This is a genomic window from Paenibacillus ihumii (genome assembly GCF_001403875.1).
GTDB lineage: Bacteria > Bacillota > Bacilli > Paenibacillales > Paenibacillaceae > Fontibacillus > Fontibacillus ihumii.
This window is the reverse complement of record NZ_LN884299.1, coordinates 576236-594334: the sequence shown is the minus strand read 5'-3', so window position 1 is coordinate 594334 and position 18099 is coordinate 576236. Positions and strand designations below refer to the sequence as shown.

Sequence of the window (18099 nt, the reverse complement as noted above, 5' to 3'; positions counted from 1 at the left end):
AATGCATACCAAGGACCAGACCTTAGAGAATAAGGGGAAGGTCCTTTTACGATATCATCATGAGGTGAAGGAGGATATGATGAGAGCTTTGATTGTTGTGATGGTCCTTGCACTTCTTACGGCATGTACGGGCGGGACATCCAACCCGGAGCAATGGGACCCGGGCAAGAAGACGACATTAACTGTGCTGACTTTTAATGAACGACTTTTTAAGGAGCAGTATGGAACGCCCTTCTTGATAAAAAATGAAAATATCACTCTGATCACTAAGCTGCCGAGTCCAGGTGAAGTGAATTGGGGGGAGGAGCTTGCTGAGAAACAGCCGGATTTGCTGCATATCACCAAGGAGCAATACATAGAGCTGGCAGAAAAAGGGCTGTTATACGACCTTGAGCCGATGCTTAAGGAGGATGGGTGGAATTCGGAGGGGCTGCATCCGGCTGTGCTCCAGCTCCTTCGTGATCATGCGGACGGAGTCATGTACGGAGGCACAGCCACGCTGCAAAGCAAGGCCTTGTATTATAATGCCGGGCTGTTTCGGCAATTCGGGGTTCCCCTGCCTGAGGATCAAATGACCTGGGAGCAAGTCTATGATCGGGCAAGCCATTTTCAGGGGGGAAGCGGGGATGATCCCGTCTACGGGTATTCCTCCCAGGATCCCTCTATCCTGGATCAGCTTCTGCAAATGGGCAGATCTGAAGGACTTACCCTTTTTTCTCCAGACGGGAAGCAGTTTCTGATCAGCTCTGAGAGCTGGAAGACCCTCTATGGGTTGTTGGTAAAAGCGCTTGAGACCGGAACTGTCTTCACGCTTCCGAGCTCAGCTTACGGCCCGGAGACTCAGTATAGGAACCATCCCTTCGTAATGGGGCAATCCGCCATGCTTGTAGGGGATACGAGTTATCTAAGCATTCTCGATTCCAAAGGCTCAACCGAAGAAAGCAGGATAGACTGGGGAGTCGCGGCCCTGCCTCAAGGGGGGCAATCGCAGCCGGGAAATAATCCGGAATACCAATTGTACGATATTGTGGCTGTTTCAAAAGAGGCTGCCCAGCCTGGCGCAGCAAAGGCTTTTATCCAATACATGATGAGCGAAGAATGGGCCAGGGAGACTGCTGAAGCCAATCCTTACGCCCTGTTGGCCAGATACCAGCTGCAGAAGGAGGGGGTCATACCGGAGCGTCGGCTAGATCCCTTCTTCTCTCTAGATTCGACGGCGAGATTGGATGGCGGGCAGATTACTGATGAAGTGCTGGCGCTAATTGAGGATGTCGTATTGGAGGAGACCGAGCGAGTACTATCCGGATCGGCAACGGTCGAAGCGGCCCTGCAAGAGATTCAGGCGAAGGGACAGGCGATTCTGGAACACGGTAGCCGATAATATGGGGGAATAATAGATGAATAGAAGCATCATTATGATGTGCTGTATAGTGATCATTGCAGGAATGCTGGCAGGATGCAGTAAGGAGAACCCGAAGCCGCCGGAGCCAATTGTTCTGAAAATTATGGTGGATAATAAGGCGCTTTTTGGCTATGAGAGCATTATTCGTTCAAAATTTCCACATATTACCCTGGAAGTGATCGATGCCATGCCAGCTCAAATCATTCAGCCAGAGGATGAGAACATTTTCGAGGGCGTGAACCAGCGTCTCCGGAACTTGATACAAAGCGAAGAGCCGGATATGTTCTTCCGTTTTCAGCCGGAGAATATTGCCGACAACGTCGGGCTTGTCGATCTGGAACCCTTAATTAAGCGCGATAACTATGAGCTAAATGAGATTCAGCAGTATCTTGTCGAGTCAACCAAGCGGTTAAATGACAGCATCATTGGAATGTCGCCGACCTTTGAACGTCGTGTGTTGTTTGTTAACCGCAAGCTTTTTCAGCAGCTTGGCATTGCCGAGCCGGAGACAGAGCTGAGCTGGTCCGAATTTCGGCAATGGGCAGCGCGCTTCTCCGTGCTTGAAGCGAACAACAAGCCGGTCTATGGATATTATTTAGGAAGCAATCATTGGAGAATGATGCTTGAAATCGTAGGGGATATTCACAGCATGCAAATATTAAATAGTGAAGGGCAGCTAGTTCTGGACCAGCCGACTTGGAGGGAGCTGGCGGAAGGGCTGATTGCGGACTACAAGAACGGCACGCTTCTTATGGATGAACAAGTCTTTGAAATCGATAATATGAAGCAAACGGCCATGTTTATTGGCGGTTCCAATGAACTGGCAACGTTGTTGTTAAGCAATGAATCCGAGGCTGACTGGACAATTGCGCCGATGCCCGTTGATCCGCGGAACCCTCAGGGCAGCCCCCTTGCCCCAAACGGGCTGTTCTCGATTAATCGCTCGAGCGGACATGTGGAGGAGGCTTGGGAAATTATAAAATATTTGAACAGCGTTGAAGCAGCGCCTCACATCGCGGAATCATTATATTATCCTCATCTGATGACTCACTTGTCTTTTACGCCGTCCGGGTCTTTTAACATAGAGGCCTTCACTGCGAATATAGGAACCCCGGGCAATGAATATAAAGCTCCGCCTGTAGGAACTGCGAAGCAGAACCAATTGGCGCAGGCGATTGTTGAAGAATTAAACGCTGCTGCCAAGGAACAGAAGACATTTGAGGAAGCTTGGGAAGAGCTGCTGAACAGGAGCAGGGCTTTGCTCCAGGCGAGCTCTGATTAGGTCAGGGTCTGGTAGAGAGCAAAACAACCTTAGTCCGGATGGAAATGGACTAAGGTTGTTTTATATCAATCTGTTTACCGTGCTTCCTGGCGTCTCGCCTGTTCGCCTCGGCGGTACAAGCTAAGCTGCTGATTAGCGGTTTGTCTCGGCTACGGTATCCTGCATATATTCGAGTCTGCGAATGATCTCTTTCTGCCACTTCAAGTCGCCTAGCCGGGTGGCCAGATTCAACAGGTCCAGATAATCATCGACTTGCAGGGAAGCTTTGCGCGTAGATACGTTCATGGGCACTAACTCCTTAATGTTGGTAGAAGCTGATTTAAATCGTTATATGCTGATGGAATATTACAATGCATTCCGGTAATGGTAGCTTGTTAACGATCAATAATGAGAATCATTATCACACTATATATCCTATTATGCACAAATGAATTGGAAAAGTAAATATGAAAATGGAAAGAACGTTTGCCCGATTTGCCTTGACATCGGCCAAGATATATGGAGAATGAGGAAGAATATAATACATAGGAGGCGCTATGGAAACAGAATCGCTATACAAAGTGGAGGAGTTGGCGCTCAAGAAGCACAGGATTTTCAAGCAGAATCTGCTCCATTACATCGCTAGATCCATGCTCGCCAGTATGTTCATCGGGTTCGGAGTCATCGTGGCCTTCAAGACGGGCAATTTCTTCTATATGGAGCAGTCGCCGCTTACGTATCCGATGGCGGCCATTACGTTCGGTGCGGCTATTATTCTGATCGCCTACGGCGGAGGGGATCTTTTTACGGGAAATACGTTCTACTACACATACGCCGCTTTGAGGAAAAGGCTGAAATGGATAGAGGCCGCAAAGCTGTGGGTATTCAGCTATACGGGCAATATTATGGGAGCCGCAGCCTTCGCCCTTCTTATTTTCCTCACCGGGCTGTTCACGGATGCATCGGTCAACAGCTTCCTGCTCAACGTGGTAGAGCACAAGATGACGACGTCTACGTCCGAATTATTCTTTCGGGCCATTCTATGTAACTGGCTGGTCTGCCTCGCCTTTTTCATACCGATGTCATTAAAGGGCGACGGGGCTAAAATGTTCGCGATGATGCTGTTCGTCTTCTGCTTCTTCATCTCGGGGTATGAGCACAGCATTGCCAATATGTGTACCTTCGCCATTGCGCTCGTCCTGAACCAATCGGTGACGATTTCGTTCGGCGGCGTGCTTCATAATCTGATTCCGGTCACGATCGGCAACCTGATCGGGGGCGTTATATTTATGGGATTCATGTATTACTATGTGAACAAACCGTATCTGGATGCAGAGGACAAAGAGAAGCTATTGGCGAATGGCGCTAAAGACAGCAAGCACTAATCAATATCGTCGAAACGAAATAAACCGGCTTTCCCCCAGAGGGGAGGCCGGTTTATTTGGTAGAACGTCGTATCTAAAGGAAGAGCTGTCGTATCCATAAGGAAGACTGTGATCCTAGATCAATAGTTACTGGCCCGGTTTGTATTCGTGCATTTGGTAGGTTACATAGCCGCCCGTCAGATTGCGGGTCTGGAACCCCTTTTGGTTCAGGATCCGGGAAGCTGTGTAGCCGCGAAGGCCGACCTGGCAATAGACCCAGATTTCCTTGCTGGCATCCAGCTCGCTCAGGCGTTCGCGCAGTTCATCGACGGGAATGTTGATGGAGCCCGGAATATGGCCGCGTGCATGCTCGGCTTCCGTTCTGACATCGACAAGCAGGGTATGGTCCTCATCTCTGCCTTCGAGTTCCCGCGGAAGGAATACATGCGTCCTGCCGGTCAGCACATTCTCTGCCGCATAACCGGCCATGTTGACCGGGTCTTTGGCTGAGGAATACGGAGGCGCATAAGTCAGCTCGAGCTCGGTCAGATCGGCAACGCTGCCTTTAAAGCGGATAGCCGTGGCTATGACATCGAGCCGTTTGTCTACGCCGCTCTTTCCCACGGCCTGTGCGCCCAGTATAGCGCCTTCCGGGCTGAACAGCAGCTTGATCGTCAGCGGCGAGGCTCCCGGGTAGTAGGTGGCATGGGAGCTTGGATGCACATAGATTGCATGGTAAGGCGCACCGAGGCGCTGCAGTGTCTTCTCGTTACTGCCGGTCTGCGCTCCGGTCAGGCCGAACACTTTAATAACGGAAGTGCCTTGCGTCCCCTTATACGTCGTTCCCAGCCCGCAGATGTTGTCTGCCGCGATTCTTCCCTGCTTGTTGGCGGGGCCTGCGAGGGGGACCGCTGCTTTTGAGCCGTGGATGAAGTCTGTTGTTTCGACGGCATCGCCGACGGCATAGACATCCTCCAGGTTCGTCTGCATATGCTCATTGACGAGGATATGGCCTTTCGGTCCAAGCGCGATGCCGCTGGATTGCAGGAAGAGGGTATCCGGTGCCACGCCGATTGCCAGAATGACGAGGCCTGCCTGGAGCTCTGCGCCGCTAGCCAGCTTCACCTTGACCTCGCCATCTGCGTCTGTAAAGGCGGTGACGCTATCGCCCAGGCGAAGCTTAACGCCCTGCTGCTCCATTTCCTTCGCCAGCGCATTCGCCATTTCGGCGTCGAACGGGGCCAAAATTTGCGATCCTGCCTCGACGAGGGTCACGTCCAGGCCGGCTTCCCGCAAATTCTCCGCCATTTCGATGCCGATAAAGCCGCCGCCGATGACGACGACCGAGCGCCGGCCTGCCGAGGCAACCTGCTCCTTGATCCGGTCGGTATCCGGAATGTTGCGAAGCGTAAAAATTTGCGGATGATCGATGCCTGGCAGCGTCGGCCGGAGCGGCTTCGCTCCCGGTGACAGAATGACGGCGTCGTAGGCCTCCTCGTATATGCCGCGCTCCGCATTTTGTACCTTCACTGTCCGGGAAACCGGATCGAGGGAGAGTACCTCGCTTCCGGTGCGGACATCGATATGGAAGCGCCGGCGCATCGCCTCCGGCGTCTGCACGATCAGCTTTGAACGATCCTTAATCGTATCTCCGATATAGTAAGGCAGCCCGCAATTGGCAAAGGAGATATAAGGATCGCGTTCGAACAGGATGATCTGCGCATCCTCATCCAGCCGGCGAAGCCGGGCAGCCGCTGAGGCGCCGCCAGCTACGCCGCCAACGATCACGATTTTTCTCTTCATGATGATTCCTCCCCGAATAATGTAAGAATGAGCTGCTTGACCGTCTCATTCTCGATGGTGTAATAGATTTCATGCCTGTGGCGCTGCGCCTGTACAATGCCGCTCGTTCTCAGTCTCTGCAAATGCTGAGAGACCGTGGATTGCGGGATTTCCAGGCAATCCTGCATATACGAGACATTGCACGAGCCATTCTTCAGCAGCCCGCGGGCGATGCAGAGCCGGACCGGATGGGCCAGCGCTTTGAGCATTTCAGCAGCGTCTTCGTAAGCTTTGAAGTTGTTATCCATCAGCAGCCTCCAACAACAACGATATCGTAATATCGCAATATTACGATATTACAATATTAATTGCAAGTCTGTGATCGTTTCACACAAGGACTAGAGAAAAGGATAGGTAAAATTTTCCCCTGGTTCCATATATCATTTAATAATAGACAACATAAGAAGAAATTCGACACAAGACAACAATGACTACAATTTTCCCCGCTATCCCTCCTCCTCTCTTGTAATGATTCGAAGATATTGTCTGCAGCATAAAGGAGGATCCCGGGTGCAAGGAATGCTTATGATCATGCTGCTCAGCATATTGGCGCTTGGATTAATTGGCTTACTTGTGCTGGCGGTGCAGTTCAAAAATAAGATGCTGGCGGAGAGAGCACTATTTCATGACGTATTTGACCATGGCCATTTGTGTATATGGACAGTCAAGCTGGACAAGACGATCGTAACGTTTAACAGCTGCGCTGAACGGCTGACCGGCATGAAGGCCTGCGAGGCTGTAGGACGCAAATATGATGAAATCCCTGTGCTGCGAAGTGGCTGGCAGGAGGTCATCGCGATATTGGACGATGCGCTTGTGAAGAAGTTTGCCGAGGATAAAGAAGTAATGATATATCCTGCAGGGCAGAAGCCACCGAGGATGTTCTCTTTTAGAACTTCAGTTATCGGCGGGGGCTCCGGCCGCTCGAAGTCAAGCCGCATCGCCCTGATTGGGCTGGATATTCATGGGGGCAAATCGTCCCTGGATAAGCTGCATCAGCTCGCTTATTATGACAGTTTGAGCGGCTTGCCGAACCGGCTGTATCTGCTTAAAGAGCTGGAAAATTATATTGCCGCGACGGAGGAGATGGCGGCGGTATTGTTTGTTGATACCGATAACTTCAAGCAAGTTAATGATACGTTGGGGCACAAGTTCGGGGATCAACTGCTTATCGAAGCAAGCCGAAGGCTGTCCGGCATAATCGGCCAAGGGGCAATGCTGTTCCGGCTTGGCGGCGATGAGTTCGTCGTGTTCATTCGCGGCATTAAGGATCAAACGGAGGCTACCGCTGCGGCCGAGCGGATGATCGCCGGATTCAAGGCGCCGTTTCGGCTGGATGGAAGCGATTTACAGGTGTCGGTGAGCGTGGGGATTTCCTTCTATCCGAAGGACGGCAGCACGCTGGAGGAAGTACTGAGGAATGCGGATGTGGCGATGTACAATGCAAAGGAAGCGGGCAAAGGCAAATATTTGTTGTTCGATCCGGCCTATCTTCGGACATTTAATCAAAGGATCCAGCTGGAGGCGCTGCTTCGCCAAGGCATTGAGAATCATGAGTTTATTTTGCATTATCAGCCCAAAATCAGCTGCAGGACAGGCCGAATTATGGGATTCGAGGCTTTGGTGCGCTGGAACAGCTCTGAGCTTGGCCTGCTCTCGCCGCTGGCTTTCCTTCGGGTCGCTGAGGACAGCAGACTCATTGTTCCCATTGGGGAATGGGTGCTGGCGGAGTCCTGCAGATTCGCGGCAAAATTGTTGACCGAAGCGTATGGACAGCTGCGGATATCCGTGAATATTTCTATCGTTCAGCTTGCTCAGGAGGATTTTGCCGATATGGTGCTCCGCGTCTTGAGGGACACGGGGTTGCCTCCGGAGCATCTGGAGCTCGAAATTACGGAACCGGCATCCGAAACGATCTCATCCGGAGCCCTGATATCGAAGCTGGAGAGGCTGCAGGCGGCCGGAGTTCATCTTGCTTTGGACGACTTTGGCATGGGGGCTGTTTCCTTAAGTTACCTGCAGCAGCTGCCGCTGACTACGCTAAAGATCAGCCGATCATTTATTGCGCAAATTCTGGAGCGGGGGGATGAGCGCTCGTTTGCCAGGGCTATGGTGCTGATCGGTAAACGTATGGGGTTGAACGTGGTGGCTAAAGGCGTAGAGACGGTAAAGCAGCTGAAGCATGCGAAGCAGTCGAAATATGATCTTATTCAAGGATTTTATATCAGCAGGCCCTTGCCGGAGGAGGAAGCGCTGTCGCTAATCAAGAATAATAAGGTATATGACATGAACTGAGGGCAGCACTTATGTACTGTTGATTCACTAATGTATCGATGATGAATCACTCTAATGAATCACCCATGTACCGCTGATGTACCGCTGATGTACCGCTGATGTGCCACCGATGTACGGCTGACGCAGTACTGACGGATTGCTGACGTACCACTGGTATACTAAGTTAACTGTTTCGGGCTATTTAAAGGGGGAAGATGAATTGAAACCGGTCATTATGGATGTAGATACAGGCATTGATGACGCCTTGGCTATCGCTTACGCAGCCCGCTCTCCTGAACTGGAGCTCATCGCACTCACGACCTGCTTCGGGAATATTTCCGTTCAGGAGGCTACGCGGAATTCTCTGTACGTGCTGGAGAAGCTGGGCAAGCCTGTTCCTGTATACGAAGGAGCGAAGCTGCCGATAAGCGGCAGTCTGAAAAAAGCCTACGCCAGGCATATTCACGGGCAGGACGGGCTCGGCAATACGTTCCGGGAAGAACCTCAAGGCCATAAAGCCGAGCTGGCAGCGGCCGAATATATCATTCGGCAGGTGAAGGAGCGGCCGCATGAGATGACGATTATTGCCGTAGGGCCGCTGACCAATCTGGCGCTGGCGATCGAGAAGGCGCCGGACATTATCCCGCTGATTGGCGAAGTTGTCGTCATGGGCGGAGCGGTGACTGTCCCCGGCAACGCTACGCCGTACGGCGAGGCGAATATCGTGGCCGATCCGGAGGCGGCTGCGGCCGTCTTCGCATCAGGCGTACGGCTGACGCTGGTCGGGCTGGACGTGACGATGCAGACGCTGCTGTCCAGCGGGTCTTTGCAGAAATGGCGCCGTTCCGGCGGTGAGCTGGGAGGATGGCTTGCGGAGATGACGGAGTTCTATATCGGCGCTTATGAGGCGCGCTTTCCCGGCATCGGCGGCTGCGGATTGCATGATCCGCTTGCTGTAGGTGTGGCGATAGATCGGAGTTTTGTGTCATTCGACCGAATGCGGGTTGCTGTTGTAACCGAAGGAGAAGCTGCAGGCCAAACGGTAGGTTCGGTTGAAGGGGAACCGAGAATCGAAGTATGTACGAAGGTAGACGCCGAGCGCTTCCTGCAGCATTTTTTAAGTCGTGTTATATAAGCTATAGAAGAACCCATAGAAGAACAGCCCTTGTGGTCATAAGCCTGAGGGCTGTTCTTGATTCATGGTAAATAACCTGTGTTTTTATTTATGACAACCGGTTGACACAATGTATGTCAATCGTTTATCATAAAATCGAACATGAATGAATGCGCATTCAAGCTACTGGCAAAAAGGGGGAAATGATTTTGAAGAAATTTAAGGGTATCAGATGGACGGCAATGCTATGCTTGGTTTTGGTGATTTCTATGTTAACCGCTTGTTCTGCTGGCAATACGTCATCCACCAGCAACAGTCAACAGGAAGGGGGAGAAAGTTCTCAAGCCGCTAAAAATGTTAAGCTTACGTTTTTTAACACCTCAGCGGAAGTAAATACGGTGTTTGAAGATTTGTTCAAGAAGTATCACGAACTAAATCCAAATGTAACGATTGAATTGATTCCGACGCCAATTGGCGGCGCCCAAATTCAGAAATTCCAATCTTTGCTGGCGTCCGGCAACCCGGCAACCATTGCCAACCTGGATGCGGGAACGATTTTGCAATATAAAGATAAGTTCCTGGATTTAGAGCCGGAGAAAGCGAAATACGAAGAGTTGACGAAAGAAGGAGCTGTAGAAGGAGCTCTGCTGGAGGGGAAATTCCTTGGCATTCCTTGGTCAGCTCAAGGTTATGGACTGCTGTATAATAAGCGGGTCGTTGAAGAAGTGATCGGTGGACCATTCGATCCATCTACGATCCAAACGCGGGATGCACTGGAAGATCTGTTTAAGAAAATTGAAGCAGCCGGTAAAGCGCCAGTTATGGTCCATGGGGCAGATTGGTCTTTGGGCGCTCATTATCTAGGTCTGACTTATTCGTTGCAATCTGAAAGCGTAGACGAAAATCGCAAGTTTGTGGATAGCCTGATGGATGGCTCTGTTACGCTTGCGGACAACCCGCAATTCAATGGTCTGATCGATACCTTTGATTTGTTAAAGAAATACAATGCAAGAAAGAACGACCCGCTTGTTGCAGACTACAATAAAGATAGCGCTGACTTCGCCAAAGGGGATGCAGCTTTCTATTTCATGGGAGACTGGACTTGGGCGGTTATCGGAACGCTGGAGAATCGTGATGAAGAATTCGGCTTAATTCCAGTCCCAATCAGCAATAACCCCGAAGATTTCGGAAACACTCAAGTAGCGTACAGCCAGCCTAAATTGTTCGCGATTGATGATTCTGGTTCTTCCGCAGAGCAGCAAGAAGCAGCGAAAGCATTTCTTGAGTGGCTGGTGACCAGCCAAGAGGGTCAAGAAGCTATTGTCAGTCAAATGGGATTAGCCCTGCCTTACAAGGATGTAAAAGTAACAAGCACAAATGTGATCTCCAATGCGGTTGAGCAATACGTGGACCAAGGAAAAGTGATCAACATTGGAGTAATCAACTATCTGCCGCAAGATTATTGGTCTATGACTGGAGCATCGATGCAGAAATATCTGTCTGACATCATTGACCGCAACGCGCTTGCAGGGGAAGTACAGGCTTATTGGATAGATCAAGCTCGTAAATAAGAAGTCTATTCACAAAGGAGGACGGGACTGGGGTTTTACTTCGGCCCGTCCTTCATCTAAAAGGCTAAACATGGACATATAAAGGGGCAGCAACATGATTAAAAAAAATTTTCTAAGGAATACGGGCACGTTTCTAGTTTTTGGGGGACCCTCCATCTTCGCCTTTATCGCTGTCATTGTAATTCCTTTCTTTGTTGGAATGTATCTGACGTTCACCAACTGGGATGTTCGATCGGCTGACACTGCATTTATTGGGCTTGCCAATTATATTGAAGTGTTTCAAGATAAAGTATTTCTCGGCCAGTTATGGTTTACGCTGAAATACGTTTTTTTTACGGTGTTGATTGCTAACGGCTTTGCCTTCTTTATTGCACTTTTGCTTACAAGCGGGGGAAGAGGAGAGCAGTGGCTGCGCACCGGATTTTTCACCCCGAATCTGATTGGCGGTATCGTTCTCGGATATTTGTGGCAGACGCTGTTTTCGCAGGTGCTTCCTTACATGGGGCAAAAATACGGCTGGTCCTTGTTCCAGACTTCGTGGTTAACAAGTACAAACACGGCGTTTTGGGCGTTGGTCATTGCAACGGCCTGGCAATTGATCGGTTATTTGATGATTATTTATATCGCGGGCTTCTCTGGTGTTCCTACGGATGTGCTGGAAGCAGCATCCATCGACGGAGCCAGCCGGAAGGCAACAATTCAGAAGGTCATTCTGCCTCTAACGATCCCGGCGATTGTCATCTGTGTTTTCATCTCATTATCTCGCTCCTTCCTAACCTACGACATCAACCTTGCCTTAACTAAAGGTGGTCCGTTTGCCTCGACGGAGCTGGCTACCTATCATATTGTGCAAAAGGCATTTTTGTCGAACCAATATGGAGTCGGTCAGGCGGAAGCAGTTGTATTGTTTGCCGTAGTGGCGATTATTGCACTTACGCAATCATACCTGCTTAAGAGATTGGAGGTCGAATCTTAATGGATACGCATCGCAGAGGCTCAACGGTTAAAAACATACTATTGTATTTGCTGCTGCTCGTTTTTTTAACTCCATTTTTGATGATTATCATGAACTCTTTCAAAACGACGCAGCAGTTCGTTGAAAATCCGTTATCCTTCCCGAAAAACTTGAAATTCGAAAACTATGTCAGTGCTTATCATAATATGGATTTTCTGAGCAGTTTTTTGAACTCCATGATTATTACAGTTGTTTCCGTGCTGTTGATCTTGTTTTTTTCGGCGATGACCGGATATCTGTTCGTTCGGTTTAATTGGAAGATTAACGCTATTATATTTTTTGCGATGCTGGCCTCCATGGCTCTGCCATTTCAGGTCATTATGATTCCGCTCGTGATGTTGTACGGCAATATGGATCTGCTGGATATGAAAACAACGTTGTTTTTCATGTATTTAGGCTTTGGTGTTCCATTTGGCGTGTTTACTTTCCATGGTTTCATCAAAGGGGTTCCTTTTGAACTGGAGGAGTCAGCATTCATCGAGGGCAGCTCCAGGCTTCGGACCTTTTTTCAAATTGTTTTGCCGCTGTTAAAGCCTGTTTTCGTAACGCTAATGGTGCTCGATGTGCTGTGGATCTGGAACGACTACTTGCTGCCAAGCCTGGTTCTTTTATCGCCGTCACAGAAGACGCTACCTCTCTCTACGTATAATTTCTTCTCGTCGTATGCTGTGGATTTTGCTCCGTTGATGGCAGGGTTAATTATGACAATTATTCCAGTTCTCATATTGTATCTATTCCTGCAGAAGCATATCATTAAAGGAATTACGGAGGGTGCTTTGAAGTAATTATACTAGCGATTGTTTGCTGAAATAGAGATGGACTATTTATAATGGTTGTAAAAAAACAAGGTGGTATTTCATGCCTAAAATTGAAGATGTCGCTAAAAAGGCAGGAGTGTCTGTCACGACGGTTTCCCGAGTGCTTAATAATAGAGGCTATATTAGCGAGAAGACAAGAGCTAAGGTAAATCAGGCCATAGAGGAGCTTAATTATCAGCCTAATGAAATGGCTCGGGCTTTGTTTAGAAGAAAATCGAATATGATCGGCCTTATTATTCCTGCTGTATCGCATCCTTTTTTTAGCGAGCTGACCTATCATCTTGAGCACTATGCCGATCAGCAGGGATACAAATTGTTATTGTGCAATTCGAACCGGGACGTCGCTAAAGAGCTTCAATATATCGATATGCTGAAGAAGAACCAGGTCGATGCCATTATTATGGGAAGCGCGGTGCTGGATGTTCAGCACTATTTGAATTTGGATTTGCCAATCATCTCATTTGACCGCACCATAGCTGATGATATTCCCATTGTAGCCTCTGACAACTTCATGGGAGGCAAGCTTGCGGCGAGACTGCTTCTAGACAAGGGCTGCCAAAATCCGGCTTACCTTTATCGGGGGATTGATGGGCCGCATCACCAAGCTTTATTGGCTACCGAGAGAGCGAAGGGATTTGAAGAAGAATTTCTCGCCGTTGGAGCGAAGCCGGTCCATTTGCAATTGGAGGTAGGTAGGGGGGAGGATTCCGAACCCGACAATGAAATCATTCGTTTCTTGCAGCAGCATCCGGAAGTGGATGGTATATTTGCCAGCAGTGACTTTATTGCCGCCGAGGTGCTCCAGGTCTGCCATCAATTAAAAAGGAGCATTCCAGACGAAATTAAAATCATTGGATACGATGATGTTAAAATAGCCTCGTTAGTTTATCCCCGGCTCAGTACGATCAGGCAGCCGATTAGGGAAATGAGCAAATGTAGTATTGATTTGATCGTTAGGCAAATGAATGGAGAAGTCGTGCCTAAGATCAATGTGTTTCCCGTTTCCTTGATAGAGAGAGAAACGACTTAAAATAAGTCAGGTATGGCAGAGTAATTTTAGAACCAAATATGTCAACCGGTTGTCATATCGATTGGACTTCATCGGGTTTTCATACAGGAAGGAATCAGGAGGAATAGTCATATGGATTTTATCAATAGAGTAGCTCCGGAGTTGCGGGAGGGATTGGAAAGTGTTCCTGTCTTCAGGCTCCCCGAAGATTTGCAAATGATGAGAGAACAACCTCGGAAGCCCGTACTATCCGAGCATGTCCACATCAAGAAACGCTGGATAACCGGTGCGGATCATCAAGAGATGCTTGTAAATATATATGAGCCGATTCACAGAGCCAGCAAGGAATTGCCTGCGCTTCTTTGGCTTCATGGTGGGGGATATGTCATGGGGCATCCGGATATAGATGACATTATTTGTATCAGCTTTGCAGAGAAGACCGGTTGCGTCGTCGTATGCCCGGATTATCGGCTTGCCCCGGAGCATCCATTTCCGGCGGGGATCAATGATTGTTACAAGACATTGGTCTGGATGGTACAAGCAGCAGAAGAATTGGGCATCGACACCTCCCGTATCGCGGTCGCCGGCGCTAGTGCTGGTGGAGGCTTGACGGCGGCGCTAACCCTGATGGCACGTGATAAAGGAGGTCCGGCCATTTGCTTCCAAATGCCGCTATACCCGATGATAGACCATCGGAACGAGACTCCTTCGAGTTACGAGATTACTGATCCCGCAGTGTGGAATAGACACAATAATTTGGAAGCTTGGAAAATGTATCTTGGTGACGAGCAAACCGATGAGGAGAAAATATCGCCGTATGCCGCCCCGTTTTGGGCAACAAGCTTCGAAGGCTTGCCTCCGACCTATACGTGCGTAGGGCAGCTGGATCCATTTCGCGATGAGACGATCCAATATGTTGCACGGCTTGCCCAGGCTGGCATTGATGTAGAATTTCAACTCTACCCAGGAGGCTATCATGCCTTCGAATATACCGCTCCTGACGCGGAGATCAGCAAGCGTACAAAAGATGGGTATATTCAGGCACTGGCGAGGGCATTTAACGCCGCCAAATAATCTTTTCCCTTAAATTAAATATAAATATCGGAGGGAAACGCATGTTTGAATTAGACGATATCATTCCGCTCGGAGATAAACCCAATGATTTGCTAGCAGTAGGGGAACTGCTTGTTGATATGATTTCCAATGAATACGACGATGACAGCTTCGAATGCGATGGATATACCAAGTTTTCCGGAGGAGCTCCCTCTAACATCGCGATGAATGTCAATCGGTTAGGTATTCGTTCCGAAATCGTCTCGGCGGTAGGGAATGATGGATTTGGAACATACCTTCTGCGGCGATTGCAGCAAGAAGGTATGGACACAAAAGGCATACAGAGGGTAGATGCTTCCACGAGCCTGGTGGTGGTTACAAAAAGCAGGACAACCCCGATCCCTATATTTTATCGCGACGCCGATTATCAAATGACATTCGATGCCTCGTTGGAGCAAAGGATAGCCAACTCTAAAATCGTTCACTTTTCCTGTTGGCCTATCTCCCGAACGCCGGCGCGGCACACGCTTGAAAAGGTAATCGAAGAAGCCCGCTCTCAAGGTCTGCTCATCGGCTTTGATCCGAATTATCATCCCATGATTTGGCAGCGGGGCGAGGATGGGGCGCAATATGTTAAATCCATCATATCTAAGGTGGATGTGATTAAGCCATCGGAGGATGATGCTGAACGCTTGTTTGGGAAAGATGAACCCATTAAACAGTTGGAGAAATTTCTTGAATTAGGCGCGAAGCTTGTCATTATGACTTTGGGTAAGGATGGAGCCATTGTATCCAATGGCAAGGAGACGCTGTCCTTCGATTCCTTAGCTACCGAGATCGTGGACACCACAGGGGCTGGGGATGCGTTCTGGTCGGGATTCTATGCGGCATTGATCAAGGGCCACAGCATCAGGGAGGCGCTTCATCTTGGTTTTGCAGTGAGTGCGTACAAGTTAAGATTTACGGGTGCAGTGGTGCATTTGCCGAGGCTGGAGGTTATTAAAGAACAATTTAGTTTGTAGGAGGTCTAGAAATGGCAATTAAGAACCAAGTACAACTTATTACGTATCCGGATTCCATGGGCGGGGATTTGAAAACACTGAATCAGATGTTAAACAAGCACTTTTCAGATATTTTTGAGGGTGGCATTCACATCCTTCCTCCATTTCCCTCTTCTGGGGATCGTGGCTTTGCTCCATTGACCTATCTGGAAATCGAGCCGAGCTTTGGCACATGGGACGAGATTCGGGAAATTGGGGAGAAGTTTGATGTTTTGCTTGATCTCATGGTCAATCATATATCAAGGCAGTCGCCCTATTTTCAAGACTTCCTCGCCAAGGGGCGCGACTCGCAGTATGCCGATCTCTTTCTGACTCTCGACAAGGTTTGGGAGGACGGCGAACCGGTACAGGCTGATATTGATCAAATGTTTTTGCGCCGCCCGCAGCCCTATTCGACCTTTCAAATCGGGAAGGATGGCAAGGAAGAAAAGGTATGGACGACGTTTGGCAAAACAGATCCTTCCGAACAAATCGACCTGGATATCCAGTCCCCACTGACGCGGCGGCTATTTGAAGAGTTTTTTGAAAATTTCAAGAAGCAAAACGTCAAGATTGTCAGGCTGGACGCTGTCGGCTATGTCATTAAGAAGCTGGGAACCAGCTGCTTCTTCGTTGAGCCGGAAATCTATAAGTTCCTCGACTGGGTCAAGGAGCTCGCAGATTCGTATGACATTGAATTGCTGCCGGAAGTGCACGCGCATTACTCCACCCAATTCAAACTAGCCGAGCATGGCTGCTGGATTTATGATTTTATTTTGCCTTATCGGGTTCTAGAAGCTTTGATCAACCGTTCAAGCGCGGAGCTTAACCAATATCTGAAGATTCGCCCGCATAAGCAGTTCACGATGTTAGATTGCCATGACGGTATTCCTGTAAAGCCGGACCTGGATGATCTTATTGATACAACGGAAGCAAGAAAGCTGGTGGACGTCTGTCTTGAAAGAGGCTCCAATCTAAGCCTGATTCTATCGGATGAGCATAAAGCGGCAGACGGGTTTGATGTTCATCAAATTCGCTGCAGCTATTATAGTGTCCTTAATCATGATGATGACGCCTATATGGCGGCAAGAGCCATTCAATTCTTCGCACCGGGCATTCCGCAGGTATATTATGTAGGATTGCTGGCTGGCGAAAACGATATGGAGCGCGTTCAAGAGACTGGCGAAGGGCGCGAAATCAACCGGCACAATTATACCGTGGAGGAAATTGAACAGGCCTTGGAAAAGGATGTTGTTCAACGATTGCTGAAGCTGATTCGTTTCCGTAATTCGTATGATGCCTTCAACGGGGAGTTCCGTGTGCTGGATTCGCCAGATGATGAAATTCGTCTTCAGTGGCACAAGGGCGAGAAAAGCTGTGAGCTGACGATTAACCTGCAAACCTACCGCTCCGTGATCAAGTACGCAGATGACATGAATCATACAGTTGAGTATATTGTCTAGGTTCACTTCACGAGGAAGGAGTTAGATTCATGGCGACGATACAAGTTAACTTTTTCTCCAAGTGTCTGCGCAGAGAAGTGACATTTAATGCTCTATTGCCGCTGGATTCCCCGGTTATTCCTGGGCAGACGGAGGAAGAGCATAGAATCAAGCCGCTCAAGACGTTGTATCTGCTTCATGGGTATTCAGGCAGTCATGGGGACTGGCTAAGCTATTCGAGAATCCGTGAGCTGTCGGACAAACATAAAATCGCTGTGATTATGCCGTCCGGGGAAAACCACTTTTATGTAGACGACGAAGATCTGGGCGCGCTTTACGGGGAGTTTGTAGGCAAGGAGCTGGTAGAGTTTACGCGAACGATGCTCCCGCTGTCTACGGACCGGGAAGATACCTTTATCGGCGGCTTGTCGATGGGGGGTTACGGAGCTATTCGTAACGGCTTGAAATACGCAAGCCATTTCAGTAGAATCATTGCGCTGTCATCGGCGATTCTTCCTTATAAAATCGCAAACGCGGCTCCGGATTTCAAGGACGGAATTGCCGATTATAAATATTTCAGACGGGTGTTTGGCGATTTGGATCAACTCCTCGGAAGCGATAAAGATCCCGAAGCGCTTGTTATGGGCTTGAAGGAATCGGGCGAGCCTATTCCTCAAATTTATATGGCTTGCGGTACGGAAGACTTTTTGTTGGATGTCAACCAGCGTTTCCGCGATTTCCTAGTGCGGGAGAATGTTCCGCTAACCTACGTGGAAAGCGCTGGTGCCCACACCTGGGATTTTTGGAGTGAATATATCGTGTATGCCATAGAATGGGCTCTGGGCAATAACCCCAACACGTAGATAATCTAATGATTGCACACCCATGCCTCTA

General features: G+C 49.1%; 16 protein-coding genes. 13 read left to right on the top strand and 3 right to left on the bottom strand.

Annotated elements, in window-relative coordinates; translation table 11 throughout:
* Positions 1-76 precede the first annotated feature (76 nt).
* Both BN2762_RS10460 and BN2762_RS10455 read left to right on the top strand, forming a co-directional pair.
* Positions 77-1381 carry an ABC transporter substrate-binding protein gene (locus BN2762_RS10460; RefSeq protein ID WP_187386506.1) on the top strand — a complete coding sequence of 435 codons (1305 nt, stop codon included), beginning with the start codon at positions 77-79 and terminating at the stop codon, positions 1379-1381.
* A gap of 16 nt (positions 1382-1397) precedes the next feature.
* Positions 1398-2684, top strand: a complete 1287-nt coding sequence (locus tag BN2762_RS10455; protein ID WP_055106946.1) for an ABC transporter substrate-binding protein — start codon at positions 1398-1400, stop codon at positions 2682-2684.
* Positions 2685-2816: 132 nt separating this feature from the next.
* On the opposite strand, the gene BN2762_RS27250 is transcribed toward BN2762_RS10455, so the two are convergent.
* The gene (locus BN2762_RS27250; protein WP_187386505.1) at positions 2817-2969 is read right to left on the bottom strand and encodes a hypothetical protein; all 153 of its coding nucleotides are present in this window, start codon (positions 2967-2969) and stop codon (positions 2817-2819) included.
* A 251-nt stretch (positions 2970-3220) separates the two neighbouring features.
* Between BN2762_RS27250 and BN2762_RS10450 the strand changes: the two genes are divergently transcribed.
* Complete coding sequence (locus BN2762_RS10450) at positions 3221-4048, top strand: formate/nitrite transporter family protein (protein WP_055106945.1); 828 nt, start codon at positions 3221-3223, stop codon at positions 4046-4048.
* Between the two features lie 126 nt (positions 4049-4174).
* On the opposite strand, the gene BN2762_RS10445 is transcribed toward BN2762_RS10450, so the two are convergent.
* Both BN2762_RS10445 and BN2762_RS10440 read right to left on the bottom strand, forming a co-directional pair.
* On the bottom strand, positions 4175-5830 hold the full coding sequence (locus BN2762_RS10445) for an FAD-dependent oxidoreductase (protein ID WP_055106944.1): 1656 nt from the start codon (positions 5828-5830) through the stop codon (positions 4175-4177).
* Positions 5827-6117 carry an ArsR/SmtB family transcription factor gene (locus BN2762_RS10440; protein WP_187386504.1) on the bottom strand — a complete coding sequence of 97 codons (291 nt, stop codon included), beginning with the start codon at positions 6115-6117 and terminating at the stop codon, positions 5827-5829. The genes BN2762_RS10445 and BN2762_RS10440 overlap by 4 nt, the downstream gene beginning before the upstream one ends.
* 271 nt (positions 6118-6388) lie before the next feature.
* Here BN2762_RS10440 and BN2762_RS10435 point away from each other — a divergent pair, with 271 nt between their 5' ends.
* The 10 genes from BN2762_RS10435 (at position 6389) to BN2762_RS10390 (ending at position 18068) form a co-directional block, all read left to right on the top strand.
* The gene (locus BN2762_RS10435; RefSeq protein ID WP_230202609.1) at positions 6389-8164 is read left to right on the top strand and encodes a putative bifunctional diguanylate cyclase/phosphodiesterase; all 1776 of its coding nucleotides are present in this window, start codon (positions 6389-6391) and stop codon (positions 8162-8164) included.
* A gap of 199 nt (positions 8165-8363) precedes the next feature.
* Positions 8364-9278 (top strand): nucleoside hydrolase, encoded by a 915-nt coding sequence (locus BN2762_RS10430; protein ID WP_055106941.1) that lies wholly within the window; start codon positions 8364-8366, stop codon positions 9276-9278.
* Between the two features lie 188 nt (positions 9279-9466).
* Complete coding sequence (locus tag BN2762_RS10425; RefSeq protein WP_055106940.1) at positions 9467-10828, top strand: ABC transporter substrate-binding protein; 1362 nt, start codon at positions 9467-9469, stop codon at positions 10826-10828.
* 94 nt (positions 10829-10922) lie between these two features.
* On the top strand, positions 10923-11804 hold the full coding sequence (locus BN2762_RS10420) for a carbohydrate ABC transporter permease (protein ID WP_055106939.1): 882 nt from the start codon (positions 10923-10925) through the stop codon (positions 11802-11804).
* Positions 11804-12628 (top strand): carbohydrate ABC transporter permease, encoded by an 825-nt coding sequence (locus BN2762_RS10415; RefSeq protein ID WP_055106938.1) that lies wholly within the window; start codon positions 11804-11806, stop codon positions 12626-12628. Before BN2762_RS10420 ends, BN2762_RS10415 begins: the two co-directional genes overlap by 1 nt.
* 73 nt (positions 12629-12701) lie before the next feature.
* Entirely contained in the window at positions 12702-13691 is a 990-nt protein-coding gene (locus tag BN2762_RS10410) for a LacI family DNA-binding transcriptional regulator (protein WP_055106937.1), read from the top strand.
* Between the two features lie 111 nt (positions 13692-13802).
* On the top strand, positions 13803-14744 hold the full coding sequence (locus BN2762_RS10405) for an alpha/beta hydrolase (protein WP_055106936.1): 942 nt from the start codon (positions 13803-13805) through the stop codon (positions 14742-14744).
* A gap of 41 nt (positions 14745-14785) precedes the next feature.
* A complete protein-coding gene (locus tag BN2762_RS10400) occupies positions 14786-15745 on the top strand; it encodes a carbohydrate kinase family protein (protein ID WP_055106935.1) in 960 nt (319 codons plus the stop codon).
* Positions 15746-15756: 11 nt separating this feature from the next.
* Entirely contained in the window at positions 15757-17226 is a 1470-nt protein-coding gene (gene gtfA / locus BN2762_RS10395) for a sucrose phosphorylase (RefSeq protein ID WP_055106934.1), read from the top strand.
* 29 nt (positions 17227-17255) lie between these two features.
* A complete protein-coding gene (locus BN2762_RS10390) occupies positions 17256-18068 on the top strand; it encodes an alpha/beta hydrolase (RefSeq protein WP_055106933.1) in 813 nt (270 codons plus the stop codon).
* Positions 18069-18099 lie beyond the last annotated feature (31 nt).